Raw genomic sequence first — 18,280 nt, 5'->3', positions numbered from 1 at the left:
CCCGGCCGTCTGGGGCGCCCAGCGGGCTGCCAGGAACCGGAGGGGTTGTCAGGCGCGCCGAGTGCGTCCGGCGCGCCTTTTCGTCCGGACGGAAACCGCCAGACAGGAGTCAACGTGTTACAGGCCGAGCTATTACGCCACAAGAGGATTGCCGTGGTGTATGGCCCCGTTTCCGAAGAGGACAGCCTCTACATTCGCAACGTACCGCGCGAGAAGTGGTCACTCGCAGGCATTCTGGGCACCCTTGAGCGCCTCGGCCTGCACGCCGAACATGTGGATCCCACAGACACGGACTTCATCGAGCGCATCCGGCGCTTCGACGTGGCCTTCCTGAACGTGCACGGCCCGTACGGCGAGGACGGCAGGCTCCAGGGGCTGCTCGACTACCTCTCGATCCCCTACACCTCTTCCGGTGTGCTGGCCGGCAGCATCGGCATGGACAAGCTCGCCAGCAAGGCCGTGTTCAGCTACCTCGGGATACCCGTCCCGCGGGCTGTCCCCGTCCCCCGGGCCGCCGAGTTGCCGACCGACTTCTCGTTCCCCGCCATGCTCAAGGCCGTGGACGGCGGCAGCAGCGTCGGCATGGCACTGGTCGGCGCCTCGGCCGACCTGCCCCGCGAGGTCGAAGTCCTGAACAGCCGAGGGTTCAACCGGCTCTTCCTCGAGGAATACATCCACGGCCGGGCCGTCACCGTGAGCGTCATCGCAACGGAGTCGGGCCCGACGGCACTGCCGCCGCTCGAGTTCGTCACCGAGTCCGAGTACTACGACGAGTCGACGAAACTCGGGGGCTCCGGGGCGCCGCGCGTCGAATACCGCGTACCGGACCTGCCGCCCCACGAGCTCAAGGACCTGACCGAGAAGTCGAAGGCAGTCTACGAGTTCCTCGCCTGCCGCGGAGCCGTCCGGATCGACTACATGATCGACAATCAGGGCGTCGCCTACGCCCTAGAGGTGAACACCATTCCGGGCCTGCAGGACCAGAGCAACCTGCCCGTTTCCTGCCGCCTCGAGGGCATCACCTACCCCGAACTCATCACTTCCCTCCTGGTGAACGCCGTCGAGAGTGCCGCACCCGCTCCGTGGACAGTCGAGTGATCGCCAAGCTGCAACTGCTCCCACCTCCCGGCGGATTGCGCCGGTTCGCCGTTGCCAACCTCATCAACACGGTCGGCAGCGGGCTGTACATCACCGGCGGCACCCTGTTCTTCACCAGGACCGTCGGGCTGAGCGTCGAGCAGACGGCATTCGGGCTGACCGTGGGCACCGGAGTGGGGCTCGCCCTGATGATGGTGTTCGGCCGGCTGGCCGACCGGTTCGGGCCCAAGCTCGTCTACGTGTCGCTGCTGGTGGTCCAGGCCATGATGATGGCCGTGTTCACCCAGGTGCGCAGCTTCTCCTGGTTTCTCGTGGTTGCCACCATCAGCGGCATCGCGGATCGCGGGATCTCCGGCACCGTCGGCTCCCTGATCCACGCGATGAGCGACGGCGGCAACCGGATCACCGCCAGGGCGCAACTCAGGACCGCCACCAACGTCGGGCTGGGGCTGGGCACGCTGATCGCCGGCGCCGCACTGCTGGTGGACACGCCGCAGGCCTACACGTTCGTGGTGGCGGGCAACGCCGTCCTCTTCGCTGCCGCCGCATCCATGCTGGCCGGAGTGCACGTCGCGCACCACCGGGTGTCCCGCGCCGCAGCGGTCGGCGCGGTCCGTGCACCGGGCCCGCTGCGCGACACCCGCTATCTCGCCGTGACCGCGGCCAACGGACTGCTGGCGCTGCACGCCAGCGTGCTGAGCTTCGCCCTGCCGCTCTGGGTCGCCGACCACACCGGCGCACCCAAGTGGTCCATCGCCATGGTGATGATCGTCAACACGGTCATCGTGGTCCTCCTCCAGGTACGGGTCAGCCAGCGAGCGAGTGCCGTACCCCAGGCGGCCCGGATGGCGCGGCTGACCGGTATCGCGCTCGCTGCGGCCTGCCTGACGCTGGCGGCCACGGAGTCTCTGGGGCCCGTCCTCTGCATCGCCGTTCTCCTCCTGTGGACCGTGATCTACACGGCCGGCGAGTTGTGGCAGACGTCCGCGGAGTTCTGCTTCGGGTTCGAGCTGGCCTCCGACGACGCACAGGGCGCCTACCAAAGCGTCTTCGCACTGGGGCCGGGCGTGATGCGCGCCCTCGCCCCGACCCTGCTGGCCACGTTGGTCTTGGGGAACGGAACCAGGGGATGGATCGTGCTCGCGGGGTTCTTCGTCGTGTCCGGCTTCCTGGCATCGACGGCGGCACTGGCCGCGAACCGCAACCGGCCCGCGTTCCGACGTCCGGCGGCGACCACCCCCTCGACGCTGCCCGCGGATCGGAGCGTCGCGTCCTCGTGAAGTCCCCAGCACGGAGCACCAAGGTGACCACACCCCTCCCCGTCCAGCGCTATCCCCAGCACTTCACCGCGGCGGAGCAGTCCGACGCCGCCTTCCCCTGGCCCTCCGGCGGTCCGGAGGTCTGGGGGGAGAAGTGCTGCGGACTGGCCTGTCTGCGCATGATCCTCGACCACCACGGCCTGCCGGTCCCGTCCCAGCGGCACCTGTTGAGGGAGGGACTGGAACAGGGCGCCTACACGCCCAAGGGGTGGATCCACCGGGGCCTGGTCGATATCGCCGGCCTGCACGGGCTGTCCGGTGCGGCAGCACCCTTCAGCTCCCCCGCACAGCTGCAGAGCATCGCCGAGGCGGGACTGCCGAGCATCGTGTCGGCCAGCTTCCGGTTTCCCGAGGACGGCCGCAAGGGCGGACATCTCGTGGTGTTCCGCGGCGAGGCCGTCAAGGACGGCGAACGGTACACGGCGTTCGCCGACCCGTCCCGCTGGGGTGCCCACCATACGGAGCTGCCCGCCGAACGGTTCTGGGCGAGCTGGACGGGCCGGGCCGTGGTCCTGTGGCCACAGGGCCGGCCGGCCGCGCGGATCGCCGACGCCGTCGGTCCGGACGTGGCGGACCTGCTCGGGATCTCTCCCGGGTCCGAGGCGCTGGTCGGGGAGGCCCGGTGACCATCGATGTGGTGAAGAGTCTCGACGGTGTCGACAGCGACGCCTGGGATGCCCTGTCCGGCGGCTCGTTCTATGCGGGGCATGCCTGGACGAGATACCAGGAGGCGGATCCCGGATCGTCCGTGCGCTACGTGCTGGTCCGTGAGGGCGAGGGTCAGCTCGTCGCGGGAGTCCCGGTGTACCTTGTGGACTCCGAAGCGAGCGCCATGTACGACCCCGCACGGCTGTTTCCCGACCTGCCGCAGCAGAGTCGGACCATGGGACGCACCGTGCTGGCGGGAAACCGGCGCGGTTACGCCAACCGCATCCTCACGGATGCCGGAGCGGACGCGGACCCGGAGCGGAAGCGGCACCTCACCGGTCAGCTCGTCGACGCCGTCAATCGGATCGCGGCGGAAGAGGCCGACGGGCACGCGTGGTGGCTGTACCTGGGCGAGGCCGATGCCGAGGCCCTGCTGCCGTTCGGTGCGGGATCTCCGCCCAGACTGCTCGCCGCGGACTGCGCCATCGCGCTACCCGGGACGTCCTTCGAGGACTACCTGCAGTCCGGATCGAGCAACATGAGACGGCAGATCCGCAAGGACCGCGACGCGTTCCGTGCGGCTGGCTACACCTGCTCGGAGATTCCGTTCTCCGCCTGCTGGGACGAGATCAGCCCCCTCATCGCCTCCCACCAGCAGCACCACGGCGAGCGGTCCGGCACCGACTTCATCCGTGCCCTGATGCGCGGCCAGGCGGAGGCCGCCGCGGACGCCGGTGTCGTGCACGCCTGCCACAAGGACGGCGGGATGGTCGGCTGCACCCTCACCTATGTGACGCCCCACGAAGTCTCTTCCAGGGCCTACGGGTTCGACTACCGGCACCCCGCGGTCGCGGCCGAGTACTTCGAACTCCTCTACTACCGGCCGATGGAAGCGGCCTACCGGGTCGGCGCATCCCGCCTGCACCTGGGAATCGGCACCCTGCAGCCGAAGATCCGCCGCGGCGCGGAGGTCTCCCTTCTGTGGGGTGTACGGACCGGTGTGACCGACGGCGGCGACTCCGGAACGGCACGCACCCGCAACGCCGTCCGGTGGCAGCAGCTCGTCGGCGACATGGGCGGCGCCGCCGAGCGGACCGCATCCGCATCCCGTTTCCTCGCCAATGCGCTGTGACGTCTGATCCACATTCCAGAGAAAGGCAGATCATGCCCGCGCACAACGCCTGGGTCGTGTTCGTGGAGTTGCACACGCTGCCCGGCAGCGGCAGCGGTCGACTGTCGGCCGGCGGGTCCATCACGGCTCCCGCACGGGCCCAACTCGAGGCAGCCCGGCGACTCGGTTTCCGCACGGCGGTCGCTGCATCCGACACGACCAGCTACGGACACCAGTTCGATGATGTGGTCGACGCATGGCTGGTGACGAACACCTCGGACGCCGCCACCGTCGTACACGTGCTCAAGGTACTGACCGGCGAAATCGCAGCCGTGTTCAGTTCCGTGGACAGCTTCGTCCGGACGGCGGCCGCGGTCGCCGCGAAGCTCGGCCTCACCGGACCCCAGCCGCTGGGCGCCGGCATCGCCCGGGACAAGGCGGTGGCCCGGGCAGCCCTGGCCACGGCCGGGCTCCCGGACATCCGGTGGGGGGTCAAGTCCGCGTACGACGAGGACCTGGAATCGCCGATCGGCTACCCGTGCATCGTCAAGCCTGTGGACGGTGCCTCGAGTTGGGACGTCATCCTGGCCGAGGACGTGCACGCGGTGCGCGACGTGGCGGCCCGGCACCTGGAGCGGGCGTACGGCAGGCGCGTGCGCCCGCAGCGCAGGCTGCTGTTCGAGGAGGTCCTCGTCGGGCCGCTGTTCAGCGCCGAGGGATTCGTCGACTCGGGCGACCTACGCATCATCGGGTACTCGGACCGCGTGATGTCCCCTCCGCCCCGGTTCGTGGAACTCGCAGTCCGCTTCTCCGCCGAGCGCCCCTTCCCCGGTGCGGACGACTACGTGGCGCAGACGTTGGCAGCGCTGGAGTACGACTTCGGCGCCTTCCACCTCGAGTTCATCCTGACGGAGGACGGGCCGAGGCTGGTCGAACTCAATCCGCGCTTCGTCGGCGCCGGCGTTCAGCACGCCATCGGCGAGCTGACGGGTGTCCTGCCCGCCGAGCTGCTGCTGGCGAAGCTGACGGGCAGCCCGGTACCCGAGTTCGCCTTCGAGGGAGCGGTGACGGAGCTGTACCTGACGGCGCCGTCCTCCGGCCGGTTGGCGGACGTGCAAGGGCTGGACGAAGCGGTGGCCGTGGAGGGCTGCCGGGCAGCCGGCCTCTACGTCGCCCTCGGCGACGAGGTCAGCAGTGAGATCGAGTCCAACAGCCAGTACATCGGCTACGTGCACGCCGTCGGACGCTCCCGCGAGGAGTCGTACGCGATCGCCGTGGAGTCGGCGTCGCGCATCTTCTACGGGATCCGAGAGCGATGAACGCCCGAACGCCGACACACCGGGAGCGCTGACATGGCGGAACGTCGCCCCGAGACCCCCACGCGCCTGCTCCACTCCATCACGTTGTCCGACTTCCTCACGGACGCGCTGCAGTCCACGGCACGTCGGCTGGAGGTCGGCTGGTCCCCGCTGACCCTGGCGGCAGCGGCCCTCTACACCCATCACCTGACGGGAGCGGACGAGGTCACCCTGGGGCTGCCGCTGCGCCTGACGGTACGACCCGGTGAGAGCCTGACCGCGTTGGTCCGGCAGACCGACAGCGCCGTGCGCGAGGCGCTGCGGCGGGAACCGGACTTGCTCGGTGGCGCCCTCCGGCTGACCGGAGCGGACCTGACCGTCGTCGTCCGCGAGGGACGGGGCGGACGGCCTGCGCTCCTGCGCGTCGACGCCGACCCGGCACTGCACGACGCCGGGCAGGTCGCCGCGCACGCGGACCGCATCCTCCGGGTGCTGACGGCTCTGGCGGAGGATCCGGACCGGCAGGTCGGGCGGGTGGAGATCCTGCACGGCGCGGAACGCCGTCGGATGCTCGCCGAGTGGAACGACACCGCGGTGGGCTTCCCCGCGAATGCCGCCGTCCACGCTCTGTTCGAGGCCCAGGCGGCACGTACGCCCGACGCCGTCGCCGTCTCCGGGCGGACCGAACTGTCCTACCGCGAACTCGACGCTCGGGCCAACCGGCTGGCCCATCGGCTGCTGAAGCTGGGCGTGCGCAGCGACGACCGGGTCGCGGTCCTCCTGGAGCGCTCGTCCGAGGTCGTGGTCTCCTCACTCGCCGTACTCAAGGCGGGTGCGGCGTACGTGCCGATCGACCCGGACCAGCCCGCCTCGCGCTCGGAGTTCATTCTCCGCGACACTGCGGCGGTGGCCCTGGTGACCGACCGTGACTCGGACCGGATCGGCTTCAGGGTCGGGGCGCCGGTGCTGCGCGTGGGCGGCGGGCACGACACGGCGGACGGCCCCGAGGCCGCTCCGGGCAGGATCGTGCACCCGCAGCAGGTCGCCTACGTGATGTTCACCTCAGGCTCGACCGGCACGCCCAAGGGTGTGGCCAACACGCATCGCAACGTCGTGCACCTCGCGGCCGACCGGTACTGGCGGGGCGGCAACCACGAGCGGGTCCTGATGCACTCGGCCTACGCCTTCGACGCCTCGACCTTCGAGATATGGACCCCGCTGCTGACGGGGGGCCGGGTCGTCGTCGCCCCGCCCGGCCGGCTGGACGCCGCCGCGTTCGCCGCCGCTGTCGCCGAACAGGCGGTGACCGGCCTCTTCGTCAGCGCCGGCCTGTTCCGCGTGCTGGCCGAGGAGCACCCTGAATGCTTCGCCGGCGTACGGGAGATCTGGGCGGGCGGCGACGTGGTCTCCCCCACGGCGGTGCGTCGGGTGCTCGATGCCTGCCCCGGCACCGTCGTAGCAAACGAGTACGGTCCCACGGAGACCACGGTGTTCTCCACCGTGAACCCCCTGCGCGCCGGGGACCCCGTACCGCAGTCGCTCGTCCCGATCGGCCGTCCGCTCTGGAACACCGAGGTCTACGTGCTGGATCCGGCGCTGCGGCCGGTTCCCGCGGGCGTCGCCGGGGAGCTCTACATCGGCGGGGCCGGCCTGGCCCGCGGCTACCTCGGACGGCCCGGCCTCACCGCCGGGCGCTTCGTCGCCAACCCCTTCGCCGCCGCGGGCGAGCGGATGTACCGCACGGGGGACGTGGTGCGCTGGCGCACCGACGGCCGGCTGGAGTACCTCGGCCGGGTCGACGAGCAGGTCAAGATCCGCGGCTTCCGCATCGAACCCGGTGAAGTCGAGGCGGTGCTGGCCACGCACCCGTCGGTGGCCCAGGCGGCCGTGGTCGCCCGCGAGGACCGCCCCGGGGACAAGCGCCTCGTCGCGTACGTCGTCCCGGTCGCGCGGGCCGGGTCTGCGGCCGGTGCCACGACCGGTGCCGGCGGGCAGCCGGACGCCGCTGTCCTGCGCGCCCACGTCGCGGCCGCGCTGCCCACGTACATGGTCCCGGCGGCCTTCGTGCTTCTGGACGGTCTGCCGCTGACCGGGAACGGCAAGCTCGACCGACGGGCCCTGCCCGCCCCGGCGGTCGCTTCCGCGGGCTCAGGACGCGAACCCTCCACCGAGCAGGAGAAGGTGCTCTGCGGCCTGTTCGCCGACGTCCTGGGCCTGAAGGGCGTCGGGGTCGACGACGGCTTCTTCGACCTCGGCGGTCACTCGCTGCTGGCGACCCGGCTGGTCTCGCGAATCCGCGCCACCCTGGGCCTGGAGGTGGGCATCCGCGCCCTCTTCGAGAACCCGAGCGTCGCCGGACTGGCCTCCCGGCTCGGTCAGGCGGACGCGGCGCGGCCAGCGTTGACGCCCCGGGAGTCCCCGGACGTGCTGCCCATGTCGTTCGCACAGCACCGCCAGTGGTTCCTGCAGGAGCTGGAGGGGCCGAACGCGACCTACAACCTGCCCGTGGCGGTGCATCTGACGGGCTGCCTCGACGAGGAGGCGCTGCGGTCCGCCCTGGTGGACGTGCTCGCGCGGCACGAGAGCTTGCGCACCGTCTTCCCCGCCGTGAACGGGCGGCCGTACCAGAAGGTCCTAGCCGTGGACGAGCTGGACCCGATGGCGGTCCTCGCCCCCGTCGGCCCGGGTGAGGGTGCTGCCGGTCTCCAGGAGCTGATGGAGGCCGCGGCCACTGCGCCCTTCGACCTGTCCCGCGACATCCCCTTCCGGGCCACGCTGTTCACCTCGGCCCCGGACGATCACGTGCTGGTGCTGGTCGTCCACCACATCGCGGCGGACGGGTGGTCCATGGGCCCCTTGAACCGGGACCTGTCCACTGCGTACGCGGCCCGCTGCCTGGGGAAGGCCCCTCAGTGGACGCCCCTGCCGGTGCAGTACGCGGACTACACGCAGTGGCAGCGGGAACTCCTCGGTGACGAGAGCGATGCGAACAGCCTCCTCTCCCGGCAGTCGGCCTATTGGCGTACGGCCTTGGCCGGCCTGCCGGAGGAGCTCCGGCTGCCGGCCGACCGGCCCCGTCCGGCGATCACCAGCCACCGGGGCGGGGAGGTTCCCTTCCGCATCCCGGCCGCCGCGCACCGCGGGCTGGTGGCTCTGGCCCGGTCTCGGGGGGTGACGCCGTTCATGGTGCTGGCGTCGGCGCTGGCCGTCCTGCTCCACCGGCTCGGCGCCGGCTCCGACATCCCCATCGGCACCCCCGTCGCAGGCCGTACGGACGAGGCGCTGGACGATCTCGTCGGATTCTTCGTCAACACCCTGATCCTGCGCACCGATCTGACCGGGAACCCCACCTTCGCCCAGTTGCTGGAGCGGGTGAGGGAAGAGAGCCTGACGACGTTCGCCCATCAGGACGTGCCCTTCGAGCGGCTCGTGGAGGATCTGGCACCGGTCCGCTCCATGGCCCGCCATCCGCTGTTCCAGGTCATGCTCGTACTGCAGAACCATGCCGAGGACCACCTGGAGCTGCGGGGCCTGCGGTGCGACCCGCTGCAGCCCGTCACGCTGCCGGCGAAGTTCGACCTGGACTTCGCCCTGGTCGAGTGCTTCGACGGCACCGGGGACCCCGATGGCATCGCGGGCACCGTCAACTTCTCCGCCGACCTGTTCGACCGGGAGACCGCCGAGTCCGTAGCCGCCCGCTTCGTACGTGTCCTGACGGCCGCGATCGCCGATCCCGAGCAGCGGGTCGGCGAGGTGGACGTTCTGGAGGAGTCTGAACGGCACCGGCTGCTGGTGGAGTGGAACGGGACGGCGGCGGAGTTCCCGGCCGTGACGCTCACCCGGCTGTTCGAGGCACAGGCGGCCCGGACCCCCAACGCCCTCGCGGTGGTGAGCGGCCGCCAGCGCCTGACCTACGCGGAGCTCAACGCCCGCGCCAACCGCCTCGCCCACCGCCTCGCCGCCCAGGGCGTCGGCCCGGAGCAGCGCGTGGCCGTCAAGCTGCACCGCTCAGCCGACCTAGTGACTGCCGTTCTGGCCGTGCTCAAGGCAGGCGGCGCGTACGTGCCGCTCGACCCGGCCCACCCCGCCGACCGCATCGCCTACGTCCTCGCCGACGCGCGGCCCGCCCTGACCGTCGACGAGGCCTGGCTGGCGGCCGCGGACCTCGTACAAGGCCTAGGCCCTGCCGACGACCTGCCGCCGGTCGATCCCGCCCACCCCGCCTACGTGATCTACACCTCGGGCTCCACCGGACGGCCCAAGGGGACCGTTGTCGCGCACCGCGGCGTCGTCAACTGGCTGACGTGGATGCAGTCCGCGTACCACCTCCGGCCGGACGACCGGGTCCTGCTCAAGACGCCCGTCGGGTTCGACGTCTCCGTCAGAGAGCTCTTCTGGCCCCTCAGCACGGGCGCCGCCATCGTCGTGGCCGCCCCCGACGCGCACAAGGACCCCGTCCAGCTCGCGGAGACGATCCGCACCCAGCAGGTCACCACCGTGCATTTCGTCCCGTCGATGCTGCACGCCTTCCTGGCCGAGCCCACCGCCGCCGGCTGCACCACCCTGCGCCGCGTTCTCGCCTCGGGCGAAGCCCTGCCCTCGACCCTCGCCGCCCGGTTTCACGACCGCTTCGGCATCCCCCTGCACAACCTCTACGGCCCCACCGAGGCCTCGGTGGAGGTCACCCACTGGACCTACATCCCCCACACTGCCACCATCCCCATCGGCCGGCCCATCAGCAACACCCGTACCTACGTCCTCGACGCCGCTCTGCAGCCCGTCCCCCCGGGCGTGCCCGGCGAGCTGTATCTCGCCGGACCCGGACTGGCCCGCGGCTATCTCGGGCGGCCCGGCCTCACCGCCGAGCGCTTCGTGGCCAACCCCTTCGCCGCCGCGGGCGAGCGGATGTATCGCACCGGCGACCTTGTCCGCCAGGACACCGGTGGCAACCTCGAGTACCTCGGCCGCACCGACAACCAGATCAAGATCCGCGGCTTCCGCGTCGAACCCGCCGAGATCGAAGCCGCACTCGCCAGACACCCCTCGACGGCGCAGGCCGCTGTCATCGCCCGCGAAGATCGCCCGGGCCACAAGACCCTCGTCGCCTACCTCGTCCCCACCCCGCCGGCCGGCACCGGAACCGGTTCGCCAGGTGCACCGGACACCGCCGCCCTGCGTGCGCACCTCTCGGCCACGCTGCCGGACCACATGGTCCCCACCGCCTTCGTCCTCCTGGACCATCTGCCCCTGACACCCAACGGAAAGCTCGACCGGCAGGCCCTCCCCGCCCCCCGCCCAATCCCCGCCTCGACGAACCACCACCCCGCGACCCCGCACCAGCAGCTCCTGTGCACCCTCTTCGCCGAAGCCCTCGGCCTCCCCGAGGTCGGGATCCACGACAACTTCTTCGAACTCGGCGGACACTCGCTCCTCGCCGCCTCACTGGTCGGACGGCTGCGCGAGCACGGTCTGTCCATCACCGTACGGACGCTGTTCGCTTCCCCGACCGTGGCCGGGATCGCCGCGCAGGCGGTCCGGGAGGAGAGCGCGACGCCCGTGGCCGGGGTTCCGGAGGGCGTCGAGGCCTTCACCGCCAACATGGTGCCCCTGTCGGGACTGACCGCCGGGGAGATCGCGCGGATCAGCGACCGGATTCCGGGCGGTCCCGCCAATGTCGCCGACATCCACCCCCTGACTCCACTCCAGGAGGGCATCCTCTTCCACCACCTGATGGAGGAGGGCCACGGCAGCGATGTGTACGTCCTGCCGACAGCGATGCGCTTCGACTCCCGCGGGCGCCTCGACGCCTTTCTGTCCGCCCTCGGCGAGGTGGTCGCCCGTCACGACGCCCTGCGCACGGCGGTGCTCTGGGAGGGGTTGCGCGAGCCCGTCCAGGTGGTGCTCCGCCGGGCGGAACTCCCTTTGCAAACCGTCACGTTGGGCGGCGACTCACCTGACATCGTGGCCGCGCTGCTGGACCTCGCCGACCGTCCGGTGGACCCCCGGCGCGCGCCCGTCCTGGGAGCGTACGTCGCGGCCGAACCGGGGACCACGCGCTGGCTCCTGGTCCTGCAGTTCCATCAGCTGATCCTGGACCACACCAGCCTGGAGCTGATCATGGACGAGATCGGCTCCTTCCTGAAGGGCACGGGTGACCGGCTGCCTGCCCCTCTGTCGCCCCGCGAGGCCATGGCCGGGGCACGCCAGCAGGTCTCCGCCGGGGAGCACGAGCGGTACTTCGCCGGGCTGCTGGGCGACATCACGGAGCCGACGACCCCGTTCGGGCTGACGGACGTCCACGGCGACGGCCGGGACACTGCCGAGGCCATCGCGACGCTCGACCCGGGCCTCTCACGGCGCCTGCGGGAACAGGCACGCCAGCTGGGTGCGAGCCCCGCCATGGTGTTCCACGTCATCTGGGCGCGGGTCGTCGCGGAGGCGTCTGCGCGTGACGACGTCACCTTCGGCACGGTGCTCTTCGGCCGGATGAACGCCGGTCCGGGTGCGGACCGCGTCCCGGGCCTGTTCATGAACACCCTGCCGGTCCGGGTGCGGACCACCTCAGCAGGCCTCTCGGACACGGTCCGCGCCATGCAGGTGCAGATGGCGGAACTGCTCTCTCACGAGCACGCCCCGCTCGTTCTGGCCCAGCGGTCCGCCGGCCTTGCCGCCCGGACCCCGCTGTTCTCGGCCCTCCTCAACTACCGCTACACCAAGGATCCCGGCGTGGAAGCACCTTCCGGCGTCTACGGGATCGACGGGATCGAAACGCTGTACACCGGTGAGCGCACCAACTACCCGCTCACCCTGTCCGTCGACGACCTCGGCACAGGCTTCCGCCTCACGGCCCAGGTGACGGCGCCGGTCTCCCCGGATACGGTGTGCGAGCTGGTACGCGACGCCGCCGAAGCCGTTGTCGACGCCCTCGAAACGGCACCCGACTCCCCCGTCCGGCCCGTCCCCCCGGGCCTCCGTACCCACGACGACCTGCCACCCGCCACCCCCGGTGGACCACCCGGCCGACAGTCCCTCCCCGCCTCCACGACCCACCACGACCCTACGACCCCACGACAGCGGATCCTCTGCGCCCTCTTCGCCGAAGTCCTCGGCCTGCCCCGCATCGGAGTCCACGACAACTTCTTCGATCTCGGCGGGCACTCCCTGCTGGCGATCCGTCTGGCCTCCCTGATCCGCACCGAACTGGATCCGGACTTCAGCCTGCGGAGCCTGTTCGAGAAGCCCACCGTCGCGGAGCTGACGGCGTGAGCCGGAACGACGGGCGGACAGGCCGCGCCTCCGCCCCCGTACATCACGGGGAGATACTCCAGGGTGTCTTCTCGCACAAGGGGATCCTGCACAGGGGCCTGGTCACGCTCCCGTGTGCCCTGTATTCCGTCCGGGCGTCCTTCACGCCGGGCAACGACTCCAGCCTGACCGTGTTCCCCCGGTGGAAGAGTAAGGCGAAACGGGCCGCGGAACTCGCACTCGCAGAACTCGGGCTGCCGGCACACGGGCATTTGGGGGTCTCCGACGACGTGCCGCTGCGCCGTGGCTTCGGCTCGTCCACGGGGGACGTCCTGGCCTCGATCGGCGCGGTCCAGGAAGCGTTCTCCTCGCCGCTACCCACGGAGACGGTCGCGCGGCTGGCCGTGAAGGCGGAGAGAGCCTCGGACTCGGTGATGTTCACGTCCACCACGGTGCTCTTCGCGCACCGTGACGGTGAGGTCATCGAGGACTTCGGCTACCCCCTGCCGCCCCTGCGTGTCCTGGGGTTCGGCTCCGCTCCGGGCGCCGCGGGGGACGGGGTGGACACGCTGGCACTGCCGTCCGCCCGGTACAGCCCCGAGGAGATCCGGCGCTTCGCCGAACTCCGGACGGTGCTCCGCCGGGCCGTCCTCACCAAGGACGTCGGACTCCTCGGGGAGGTGGCGACCGCCAGCGCCCGAATCAATCAGCGCCGTCTCCCGATCCCCTGGTTCGAACGCATCCTGTCCATCGCCGAGGAAGCCGGAGCGGTCGGTGTGCAGGCGGCCCACAGCGGCGACATCGCTGGCCTCCTCTTCGACCGGGACGACCTCGCCGTCGACAGCAGAACGACGCATGCGCAGGCACTCCTGCGCGACGCCGGCATGACCGAGCACTGGGAGTTCTCCACCGATGGCTGAGACGACGTCACCTCATGCCCCGAAGGCATACGCATCGATCATCGAGGCCACCGAGCTGCCTCGCATCATCCACGTCACCGGCAACCTCTACGCGGCCGCCTTCAGCCTGATGAAACTGCTGCCGGCCCGCTTCATCGTCGACCGGGCCGAGGGCGCCGGACTCCTCACCCCGGGAACGCCGGTCATCGAGACGTCGTCCGGCACCTTCGCCCTGGGACTGGCGATGGTCTGCAGACAGCGCGGCTATCCGCTCACCATCGTCGGCGACCCTGCGATCGACCGTGACCTGCGGAACCGGCTGGAGATGCTCGGCACGAAGGTCGTGATCGTCCACGACGAGGGGCAGGCCGGCGGCATCCAGGGCGCGCGCCTGACCCGCGTGTCGGAGCTGCGGCGGGAGCACCCCGACAGCTTCGTGCCGGGCCAGTACGACAACCCCGACAACCCGGCGGCGTACGCGGCCGTGGGCGACCTGGTCGCCCAGTCCCTCGGTACCGTCGACTGCCTGGTCGGCCCGGTGGGCTCGGGCGGCTCGACGTCCGGGATCGCCGCCGCCCTGCGCCGCGGCAACCACGATCCGCGCCTTATAGGCGTGGACACCCACGGTTCCGTCATCTTCGGCGCCCCCGAGGGGCACCGGGTCCTGCGGGGCCTCGGCAGCAGCATCGTCCCCGGCAACGTCGAGCACGCGGCGTACGACGAGGTCCACTGGGTCGCGCCCGGCGAGGCGTTCCACGCCACCCGCGAGCTGTACCGCCGGCACGGTCTGTTCATGGGTCCGACCAGCGGTGCCTCCTTCCAGGTCGCATCGTGGTGGGCGCGGCACCACCCGGCCGCGAGGGTGCTGATGGTGCTGCCCGACGAGGGGTACCGCTACCAGTCGACCGTCTACGACGACGCCTGGCTCCGCGCACAGGGCATCATCGCCGCTCCCGGCGACCGGGGTCCGCGTCTGGTCGACGAGCCCGCGGACGCCGGCCGGACGTGGTCGAGGCTGTTGTGGGACCGGCGCGGCCGCGCCGCCGTCGTCGCACCGGCGGTGGCCTCGTGACCCGGCCCGTCCTGCTCCTCGTCGAGAGCAACACGACAGGCAGCGGCAGGCAGTTCGCGCGCTGCGCGGCGGACCTGGGGCTCCGGCCGGTCCTCCTCGGCGCGGACCCGGGCCGCTACCCGTACGCCGCCGAGGACGGTTTGCGCGTCGAGGTCGCGGACACCTCGGACGAGCGCGAGGTGCTCGCCGTCGCCCGCTCTCTCGACCGGGAGGCGGGGCTCGCGGGCGTCACGTCGAGCTCCGAGTACTTCGTGGCAACCGCCGCGGCCGTCGCGCGGGCCTTCGGGCTGCCGGGTCCGGACTCGGCAGCCGTGCGCGCCTGCCGCGACAAGGCGCACCAACGGGCCCTTCTGCAGGCGGGCGGCGTGCCGGTGCCGCGGTTCGCCCTCGTACGCAACCAGCGCGAGGCGGTCCTCGCTGCCGAGGAGATCGGTTACCCGGTGGTACTCAAGCCGGTGCTGGGCTCGGGAAGCCTCGGCGTACGGCTCTGCGCGGACACGGACGCGGCTGCGGCACACGCAGCGGCGCTGGCTTCGGCGGCCGTCGACGGGCGCGTGGCGGCGGGTGCCCGCGATGTGCTCGTCGAGGAGTACCTGCGGGGCGCCGAGTACTCGGTGGAGGTGTTCGGCCGTACGGCCCTGGTCGTGGTCGCCAAGCAGCTGGGACCGCTGCCGGACTTCGTCGAGTACGGGCACGTACTGCCGGCCGCACTGCCGGCCGGGGACTCACGCCGCCTGGGAGAGGTGGCGGTGCGGGCCGTGCAAGCGCTCGGCCTGGGCTGGGGCGCGGCGCACGTGGAACTGCGCCAGGACGGTGACGACGTCCGCGTGATCGAGGTCAATCCCCGGCTTGCTGGCGGCATGATCCCCGATCTGGCCAGCCGGGCCCTCGGGGTCGACCTGGTGGCCTGCCAGGTGCGCTCGGCGGTCGGGCTCGCCCCTGCGCTCCGGCCGACAGGTACGCCCCGCGCCGCCGCCATCCGCTTCCTCACCGCCGACGCTCCGGGGACGCTCGCGAGGGCGGACGCGCGGGCCGCCGCCCTGGACGCGGCCCTCGCCACCGCGGGCGTCGAAGCGGCCGCCCTCTACCGCGGGTCCGGGGAAGCCGTCGCCCCCGCACACGACTTCCGCGGCCGCATCGGCCACGTCATCGCGGTCGCGGGTGACACCTCCGCCGCCGCCCGTGCCGCCGCCCAGGGCCTCGGCGAACTGTCCGCGGCCTTGGACCACTCGAACCGAGGCGGGACGGACGCCGTCCGAACGAAGGGGAAGACACGTCCATGACATCGGACCTGACACGCTCGGGCGTCGACACCGGGCGCCTCGGCACCGTACTGCATCCCGAGGCACACGCCATCGTCTACGACCAGTACCTGCCGGCCGGCGACTCCGTGGACGCCGCGGGCGAGGAACTCCGGCTGATCAGCGAGGTCGACCAGGCTCATCTGGTCATGCTCGTCGAGTGCGGCATCGTGGACGCCCCGCGCGCCGCCGCGCTGCTCGATGCCGTCGACGGGCTGCGCCGGGACGACTTCGCACCGGTACGCTCCAGGCCCATGCCTCGCGGGGTCTACCTCGCCTACGAGTCCTGGCTGTCGGAGCGGCTGGGCGACGACGTCGGCGGGGTGCTGCACACTGGCCGCTCGCGCAACGACCTCAACGCCACGACGGCCCGGCTGCGCGGCCGCGATGTCTACCGGCGGCTGCTCGAGTCCGTCGAGGGCCTCGCCGCGGTCCTGCTGGCGAAGGCCGAGGAGTTCGGCGAGGTCACCATGCCCGCGTACACCCACGGCCAGCCGGCCGTGCCCATCACCTACGGCCACTACCTGGCCGGGCTCGGCTGCGCAGTCCTGCGCGCGTTCGCCGACCTCCTGCAGGCGGGCGTGGAGCTGGACACCAACCCGTTGGGGGCAGGCGCGGTCGGCGGCACCTCCGTCGCCATCGACACCGGGCGTACCAGCGAGCTGCTGGGGTTCACCGCTCCCGCCGCCAACTCCGTGGACGCGGTCGCCTCGCGCGACTTCGGGCTGCGGCTGCTGTCGGCCTCCGGTGTGCTGGGGGTCGCCGTCTCCCGCGCGGCGCGCGATCTCGCGGCCTGGACCTCCGAGGAGGTCGCGCTGCTACGGCTCGCCGACGACCTGGTCGGATCGAGCTCGATGATGCCGCAGAAGCGCAACCCGTTCCTGCTCGAACACATTCAGGGCCGGGCGACCGCGAGCCTCGGCGCGTTCACGGCGGCCGCCTCGGCCATGGCCATGGCGCCCTACACCAACTCCATCGCCGTCACCAACGAGGCGCTGCGACAGGTCTGGCCCGGGCTGCGGAACACGACCGATGCGGTCACCCTGCTGCGGCTGGTGCTGGCCGGCGCCGAACCCGACGCCGGGCTGATGCTGCGGCGCGCCGTCGACGGCCACACCTCGGCGACGTATCTGGCCGAGCAGCTCGTCGCATCCGGGATGCCGTTCCGGAGCTCCCACCATCTGGTGGGCCGTGTCGTTCTGCGTGCCCTCGATGCCTCCCGGCCCCTCGCCGACGCCGTACGGGACACCCCCGAGATCGCCCGGGTCGCGCCGCACGACGACATCGAGCACTGGCTGGATCCGGCAACGGTCGCGCGGGCCGGTGCGTACGGAGGAGGTCCGGGCCCGGATTCCCGCGCCGGGGCGCTTGCCGGGCTGACCGCCGAATTCCTTGAATTGCGCCAGGAGTTCACTGCCAGGCGGGACCGTTGGGCGCACGGTGCGGTGCTGCTCGACGAGGCGGTCGGGCGGGTGACGTCCCGATGACCCGCGGTACGTGGCTGCGGAGGCTGAGCGGCGGCGCCAGCCCCCGCGCGCGACTCGTCTGCTTCCCCCATGCCGGCGGCACGGCGAGCTTCTTCCGGTCGTGGGCCCCATCCGTGCCGAGCGACGTGGAACTCCGCGCCGTTCGCTATCCGGGGCGGGAGGACAAGCTCTTGGAGGAGCCCGCGACGACCATGCGGGAGCTCGTCGAGCCGATCGCACGGGACTGTCTCCCCCTCCTGGACCGGCCCCTGGTCCTCTTCGGCCACAGCATGGGCGCCTCGGTCGCCCACGAGGTCGCCGTGCGCCTGGAGACGCGGTACGGCGTCCCGCCGGCATCGCTCGTCGTCTCCAGTCAGCCCGGTCCCGGGCACGTGCCCACGGGGGGCACGCGCGCGCAGCAGGGCGATGCCGAGCTGATCGAGAGCATCGGCCTGCTGGGCGGCACGGAGGCCGCGGCCATGCAGGACCCAGAGCTGCGGGAGCTCGTGCTGCCGGCGATACGCGCCGACTACAGGCTGATCGAGCAGTACTGGGCGTCGCCGCCCACGCTCACCGGCGTGAGCGCACCTGTCGTCGTCTACCACGGCAGCGCGGATCCGGGCGTGGGCCGCGATGCCGTCGAGGCCTGGTCCACGGTGGCGCGCTCCACGTTCGACACCCGTTGCTTCAAGGGAGGCCACTTCTACCTCGTGGATCACACGCAGGAGGTGCTCGACGACCTCTTCGCCCGTCTGGACATCACCCCGCGCATCGTCCAACCCGCTCCGACCGAGGACAGGCCATGACTACCAACCCGTTCGAA

At 71.5% G+C, this 18,280-nt stretch carries 11 protein-coding genes; all 11 read left to right on the top strand.

Features of this window, described 5'->3' with window-relative positions; all coding sequences use genetic code 11:
* Positions 1–273: 273 nt before the first annotated feature.
* The 11 genes from OG373_RS36970 to OG373_RS36920 are packed head-to-tail and all read left to right on the top strand — an operon-like array spanning position 274 to position 18,263.
* Positions 274–1,098, top strand: coding sequence for a hypothetical protein (locus OG373_RS36970; protein ID WP_405443099.1), 825 nt, complete (start codon positions 274–276; stop codon positions 1,096–1,098).
* Positions 1,083–2,378 (top strand): MFS transporter, encoded by a 1,296-nt coding sequence (locus OG373_RS36965; protein ID WP_405443097.1) that lies wholly within the window; start codon positions 1,083–1,085, stop codon positions 2,376–2,378. The genes OG373_RS36970 and OG373_RS36965 overlap by 16 nt, the downstream gene beginning before the upstream one ends.
* A 23-nt stretch (positions 2,379–2,401) precedes the next feature.
* Entirely contained in the window at positions 2,402–3,043 is a 642-nt protein-coding gene (locus tag OG373_RS36960; protein ID WP_405443096.1) for a cysteine peptidase family C39 domain-containing protein, read from the top strand.
* Positions 3,040–4,197 carry a GNAT family N-acetyltransferase gene (locus OG373_RS36955; RefSeq protein WP_405443094.1) on the top strand — a complete coding sequence of 386 codons (1,158 nt, stop codon included), beginning with the start codon at positions 3,040–3,042 and terminating at the stop codon, positions 4,195–4,197. The genes OG373_RS36960 and OG373_RS36955 overlap by 4 nt, the downstream gene beginning before the upstream one ends.
* A gap of 32 nt (positions 4,198–4,229) precedes the next feature.
* Positions 4,230–5,495, top strand: coding sequence for an ATP-grasp domain-containing protein (locus tag OG373_RS36950; protein WP_405443092.1), 1,266 nt, complete (start codon positions 4,230–4,232; stop codon positions 5,493–5,495).
* 33 nt (positions 5,496–5,528) lie between these two features.
* Positions 5,529–12,740 (top strand): amino acid adenylation domain-containing protein, encoded by a 7,212-nt coding sequence (locus OG373_RS36945; RefSeq protein WP_405443091.1) that lies wholly within the window; start codon positions 5,529–5,531, stop codon positions 12,738–12,740.
* Positions 12,737–13,639: a kinase gene (locus tag OG373_RS36940; RefSeq protein WP_405443089.1), complete on the top strand. Its 903-nt coding sequence runs from the start codon at positions 12,737–12,739 to the stop codon at positions 13,637–13,639. Before OG373_RS36945 ends, OG373_RS36940 begins: the two co-directional genes overlap by 4 nt.
* Positions 13,632–14,690 carry a PLP-dependent cysteine synthase family protein gene (locus OG373_RS36935; RefSeq protein WP_405443088.1) on the top strand — a complete coding sequence of 353 codons (1,059 nt, stop codon included), beginning with the start codon at positions 13,632–13,634 and terminating at the stop codon, positions 14,688–14,690. The genes OG373_RS36940 and OG373_RS36935 overlap by 8 nt, the downstream gene beginning before the upstream one ends.
* Positions 14,687–15,973, top strand: a complete 1,287-nt coding sequence (locus OG373_RS36930) for an ATP-grasp domain-containing protein (protein ID WP_405443087.1) — start codon at positions 14,687–14,689, stop codon at positions 15,971–15,973. Before OG373_RS36935 ends, OG373_RS36930 begins: the two co-directional genes overlap by 4 nt.
* Positions 15,970–17,478: an argininosuccinate lyase gene (locus OG373_RS36925; protein ID WP_405443086.1), complete on the top strand. Its 1,509-nt coding sequence runs from the start codon at positions 15,970–15,972 to the stop codon at positions 17,476–17,478. The genes OG373_RS36930 and OG373_RS36925 overlap by 4 nt, the downstream gene beginning before the upstream one ends.
* Positions 17,475–18,263, top strand: a complete 789-nt coding sequence (locus OG373_RS36920; RefSeq protein ID WP_405443085.1) for a thioesterase II family protein — start codon at positions 17,475–17,477, stop codon at positions 18,261–18,263. Before OG373_RS36925 ends, OG373_RS36920 begins: the two co-directional genes overlap by 4 nt.
* The last annotated feature ends 17 nt before the right edge of the window (positions 18,264–18,280 follow it).

It is taken from the genome of Streptomyces avidinii (assembly GCF_045161815.1).
In the GTDB taxonomy this organism is placed as follows: domain Bacteria; phylum Actinomycetota; class Actinomycetes; order Streptomycetales; family Streptomycetaceae; genus Streptomyces; species Streptomyces avidinii.
The sequence above is the reverse complement of the archived record's forward strand: the minus strand, read 5'-3'. Positions and strand labels throughout refer to the sequence as shown.